This window comes from Variovorax sp. 20P10.2.4 (assembly GCF_058244205.1).
On sequence record NZ_JBZAYE010000602.1, the window covers coordinates 1 to 4459 of the forward strand.

The window sequence follows — 4459 nt, forward strand, 5'->3', positions numbered from 1 at the left end:
GCCGGCGCGAGCAGCTCGATGCCGAGCGCGAGTCCTCGGTCGCCAGCCTCTATGGCGAGGAGAGCGGGGAGCGCATCAAGGCCTTCCTGTCGCCGCGCAAGAAACGCGCGGCCGACGCGGAACCTGTTCCCGAAGTGCGCGAATAAATCCGACCGTCGCCTTGGCGGGCTTGGCATCAGGGGTTCTACTGGCCTCGAACTTGCTAAGCTATGGCTCAAGGAGATTGGTCGTTCCATGCACAAATTCGACGAGATGTATGAGCAGCTCCCCTATGCGGGAGCCGCGATCCGGCAGCACTACAAGCGATACGACCAATGGCTAGCGAAGCAACCCGGCGAGGTGATGCGTTCGCGGCGCGAAGAGGCGGAAATGATCTTCCGCCGGGTCGGTATCACCTTCGCCGTGTACGGCGCCAAGGACGAGGACGGCTCGGGCACCGAGCGGCTGATCCCGTTCGACCTGCTGCCCCGGATCATTCCGGCGCACGAGTGGGACAGCATGGAGAAGGGGCTGGTGCAGCGCGTCACGGCGCTCAACCGCTTCCTGCATGACGTCTACCACGACCAGGAAATCATCAAGGCCGGCATCATCCCGGCCGAGCAGATCCTCAACAACGCCCAGTTCCGCCCCGAGATGATGGGCGTGAGCGTGCCGCACAACGTCTACTCGAACATCTCGGGCATCGACATCGTGCGCGCGCCCGACGCCAGCGGCAACGGCGAGTACTACGTGCTCGAGGACAACCTGCGCGTGCCCAGCGGCGTGAGCTACATGCTCGAGAACCGCAAGATGATGATGCGGCTGTTCCCCGAGCTGTTCAACCAGAACCGCATCGCGCCGGTGGCGCACTACCCCGACCTGCTGCTCGAGACCCTGCGCGCCAGCGCGCCGGCCGCGACGGCCGAGCCCACGGTGGTGGTGCTCACGCCCGGCATGTACAACAGCGCCTACTTCGAGCACGCCTTCCTCGCGCAGCAGATGGGCGTCGAGCTGGTCGAGGGGCAGGACCTGTTCGTGCGCGACAACTTCGTCTACATGCGCACCACGCGCGGACCGAAGCGCGTCGACGTGATCTACCGCCGCGTCGACGACGACTTCCTCGACCCCGAGGTGTTCCGCCCGAGCTCCACGCTCGGCTGCGCGGGCCTGATGCGCGCCTACCGCGACGGCAACGTCGTGATCTGCAATGCCGTGGGCACCGGCGTGGCCGACGACAAGTCGATCTATCCGTACGTGCCGAAGATGATCGAGTTCTACCTCGGCGAGCAGCCGATCCTCAAGAACGTGCCGACCTACATGTGCCGCAACAAGGACGAGCTGCAATACACGCTCGACAACATGAAGGACCTGGTGGTCAAGGAAGTGCACGGCGCCGGCGGCTACGGCATGCTGATCGGCCCGGCCGCCACGCAGGCCGAGATCGAGGACTTCAAGAAGGCCGTGATCGCCAAGCCCGACGGCTACATCGCCCAGCCCACGCTGAGCCTGTCGACCTCGCCGACCTTCGTCGACGCCGGCATCGCGCCGCGTCACATCGACCTGCGGCCCTTCGTGCTCTCGGGCAGCGAGGTGCAGATGGTGCCCGGCGGCCTCACGCGCGTGGCGCTCAAGGAAGGCTCGCTGGTGGTCAATTCCTCGCAGGGCGGCGGCACCAAGGACACCTGGATCCTCGAGGCCGACCGCACGGCCAAGCCGAAGACGCAGTCCCAGTCGCAGAGCCAGTCGGCCTGAGTGCAAGAAGCCCGGAGAACCACATGCTGTCCCGCACCGCAGACCACCTCTACTGGATGTCCCGCTACACCGAGCGCGCCGAGAACACCGCGCGCATGCTCGACGTCAACTACCAGACCTCGCTGCTGCCGCAGTCGGCCGAGGTCGCCAAGTACGGCTGGCAGGGCGTGCTCTCGATCAGCGAGTTGCTGCCCTCGTACAACCAGAAGTACGACCAGATCGCGCCCAACGAGGTGATGGAGTTCATGGTCAAGGACGAGAGCAATCCGTCCTCGATCGTCTCCTGCCTCAAGGCCGCGCGCGAGAACGCCCGCGCGGTGCGCGGCGCGCTGACCACCGAGGCCTGGGAAACGCAGAACACCACCTGGCTCGAGGTCAACCGCATGCTGCGCGCGGGCGACTTCGAGCGCGACCCCGGCCAGTTCTTCGAATGGGTCAAGTTCCGCTCGCACCTCTCGCGCGGCGTCACGCTGGGCACGATGTTGCAGGACGAGGCCTTCTACTTCTCGCGCCTGGGCACCTTCCTCGAACGCGCCGACAACACGGCGCGGCTGGTCGACGTGAAGTTCCACGCGCTCAACAGCGAGTTCTTCGGTGCCGCCACCGAGGAAGACCAGGAGTACGACTTCTATCACTGGAGCGCGATCCTGCGCAGCGTCTCGGCCTTCGAGGTCTACCGCAAGGTCTACCGCGACGTGATCAAGCCCGAGCGCGTGGCCGAGCTGCTGATCCTGCGCGCCGACATGCCGCGCTCGCTGCACGCGAGCCTGGCCGAGGTGGTGGCCAACCTCGCGAAGGTGCAGAACGAGCAGAGCGCCGAAACCCAGCGCCGCGCCGGCAAGCTGCTGGCCGACCTGCAGTACGCGCGCGTCGACGAGATCCTCGCGACCGGCCTGCATGCCTACCTCACGCAGTTCCTCGACCGCGTGAACGAGCTCGGCGTGCGCATCAGCCAGGACTTCCTGGTGCCGGCGCACTGAGCGGCGGCCTCCCGGAGCGAAAGCGGCGAATGAACCTCGTGGTCCATTCGCCGCGCGCGTTTTCGGTCGAGCGATTTCTTTCCGTCGACGAATGCGCGGCGCTGATCGCGCTGGCCGAGCGCGAGGGCTTCGCGGCGGCCGGCGTGCGCACCGCCGACGGCCCGAAGGCCATGCCCGCGATCCGCAACAACGAGCGCGCGATGCTCGCGGCGCCCGAATGGGTGGCGCTGATCTGGCAGCGCCTTCGCCAGGTCGAGCTGCCGCAGCTCGAGGGCGAATCGGCGCTCGGGTTGCCGCGCGAGCTGCGCTTCTACAAGTACCTGCCGGGCCAGCGCTTCAAGATGCACAAGGACGGCCCCTGGCGCGAGGACGGCCGCACGAGCCGGCTCACGCTGCTGGTCTATCTCAACGACGGCTTCACGGGCGGCGACACCGATTTCCGCGACTTCCGCGTGAAGCCCGAGGCCGGCGCGGCGCTGCTGTTCGTGCACGACACCTGGCACGAGGGCGCGGCGATCGAGGCCGGCACGAAGTACGTGCTGCGCTCCGACGTGATGTACGGCGCGGCCTGAGCGCGCCGCCACCGCCGCCGCTTCGACCTCAGCGCTCGAACGACTCCACCGCCACCGGCAGCACGGGCGCCTCCCAGCGGTAGCCGGCGCCGAGCACGTCGCGCTCGGGCCGCTGGCCGTTCCAGCGGATGTCGAGCAGGTTCATCAGCGTCCAGCCGGCCCAGTCGGCGCGGAACGGTTGCGCCGATTGCTGCGGCGCATGGCCCGCGAACGGTGTCTGCGGATGGCGCCAGATCACGGTCGGGATGCGGTAGCCCGAGGCGGTCGCGGGGCTGTGGCCCGCGCGGTCGCTGCCATGGCCCACTTCCTGGCCATGGTCCGACAGGTACATCCAGGCGCGGTGCTCCTGCGGCAAGCCCGCGCTGCGCGTCTGCTGCAGCAGCTCGGACACCACGAAGTCGTGATAGAGCAGGGCTGCGTCGTACTCGTGGCGGTAGTGGCGCACCCAGGCCGAGCGGCCGTTCTTCACCAGGCCGGTTTCGACCGCGTCGATGTTGTCGTCGAAGGGATTGGCGTCGGGCGGAAAGCGCAGGCTGTAGTGCGGATGGGCGCCCATCAGGTGCACCACGATCAGCTTGCGTTCGGCGCTGGTGTCGTCCAGCGCTTCCTGCATGCAGTCGAGGATCTCGCCGTCGAGCGAGGCGCTCGCGCGGCCCGGCGTGCGGTTGACCATGTCGACCACGTCGGCGTAACGCGCATGCTGCTGCTCGATCGCGAGGTCGTCGTGGTTGCTGATCCACCAGACCTTGTAGCCGGCCGCGCGCGCGAGCGCGATCAGGTGCGGCGGGTTCTCGCTCTCGGGCAGGCCGAAATGGAACATGTTGCGCAGCGCGGGCACGGTGGTGGCGTCGACCGACCAGGCGTTGCGCAGCACCTCCATGTGCGCGCCCGCCTGCGCCTTGTGGGCCAGCAGGCGCGGCGTGGTCGGACGGCCATAGCCGTAGAGCCCCATGTTGTCGCGGTTGATGCTGTCGGTGATCACCAGCACCACGGTCGACGGGCCCGCGCGCTCGACCACGGGCGCGATGGCCTTGGCGCGCGCGAGCATCTGCTTGCGCGTGCGTTCCTGGTCGGCCCAGAGGCCGCGCAGCGCATGCACCGACTGCGCCCACTGCGACCAGAAGGCCACCGGGTGCAGCCGGCGCCAGGGCTTGCTGGCATAGCCGACGCAGGCGA

3 protein-coding genes and 1 pseudogene are annotated in these 4459 nt (G+C 67.9%); 3 read left to right on the plus strand and 1 reads right to left on the minus strand.

Annotation, left to right across the window (positions count from 1 at the left end; translation table 11 throughout):
* The first annotated feature begins 234 nt into the window (after positions 1 to 234).
* The 3 genes from AC27VN_RS33935 to AC27VN_RS33945 are packed head-to-tail and all read left to right on the plus strand — an operon-like array spanning position 235 to position 3283.
* Entirely contained in the window at positions 235 to 1731 is a 1497-nt protein-coding gene (locus tag AC27VN_RS33935; protein WP_093354736.1) for a circularly permuted type 2 ATP-grasp protein, read from the plus strand.
* Between the two features lie 23 nt (positions 1732 to 1754).
* Positions 1755 to 2711, plus strand: coding sequence for an alpha-E domain-containing protein (locus AC27VN_RS33940; protein ID WP_093354738.1), 957 nt, complete (start codon positions 1755 to 1757; stop codon positions 2709 to 2711).
* A gap of 29 nt (positions 2712 to 2740) precedes the next feature.
* On the plus strand, positions 2741 to 3283 hold the full coding sequence (locus AC27VN_RS33945; protein WP_490879422.1) for a prolyl hydroxylase family protein: 543 nt from the start codon (positions 2741 to 2743) through the stop codon (positions 3281 to 3283).
* A 250-nt stretch (positions 3284 to 3533) separates the two neighbouring features.
* On the opposite strand, the pseudogene AC27VN_RS33950 reads toward AC27VN_RS33945, so the two are convergent.
* Positions 3534 to 4331 (minus strand): annotated as a pseudogene (locus tag AC27VN_RS33950) (phosphoethanolamine transferase); the annotation flags it as partial.
* Positions 4332 to 4459: the final 128 nt, after the last annotated feature.

Excerpts from the sequence above, each read along its gene's own strand:
- AC27VN_RS33935 (WP_093354736.1), top strand. The coding sequence starts at position 235 with ATGCACAAATTCGACGAGATGTATGAGCAGCTCCCCTATGCGGGAGCC.
- AC27VN_RS33940 (WP_093354738.1), top strand. The coding sequence starts at position 1,755 with ATGCTGTCCCGCACCGCAGACCACCTCTACTGGATGTCCCGCTACACC.
- AC27VN_RS33945 (WP_490879422.1), top strand. The coding sequence starts at position 2,741 with ATGAACCTCGTGGTCCATTCGCCGCGCGCGTTTTCGGTCGAGCGATTT.